This is a genomic window from Halomonas sp. HNIBRBA4712, from assembly GCF_043558675.1.
Taxonomy (GTDB): Bacteria; Pseudomonadota; Gammaproteobacteria; order Pseudomonadales; family Halomonadaceae; genus Vreelandella.
On the sequence record NZ_JBIFXR010000033.1, the window covers coordinates 1 to 376 of the forward strand.

The window sequence follows — 376 nt, forward strand, 5'->3', positions numbered from 1 at the left end:
ATCGATGGTCACGGCGCCCAGGGTCGAGGTGCCGCTGGTCGCGTTGTCCAGGGTCTGGCGCACCTGCACGGTGCCGGCGGCGTAGGTGCCTTCGTCCAGCACGAAGCTGTCACCGGTGCCGTCGATCCAGCTGGCACCGGCATCAGTGCTGTACTGCCAGGTCGCACCCTCGACTAGGCCCAGCACGTTCACGGTGCCGTTGCTGGTGATACCGTCCACCGCGCTGGTGCCGGTGTCCTCGGCAAGCGCCAGCGTCGGGGTGGCCGGCGCTTCCGGTTCAATCGGCGGGTCAACGGTCAGGTCGACGGTGATCGGGCCGAACTCGGTGACGTCGCTGACATTGCCTGCCGCGTCAGTCTGGCGGACCTGAACCTGG

General features: G+C 68.1%; 1 protein-coding gene. It reads right to left on the bottom strand.

The genetic code is table 11. The features are described 5' to 3' along the window. Window positions 1-376, bottom strand: a 376-nt coding sequence (locus ACGK9R_RS17205) for a hypothetical protein (RefSeq protein WP_394583553.1), incomplete at both ends; no start/stop codon positions are given.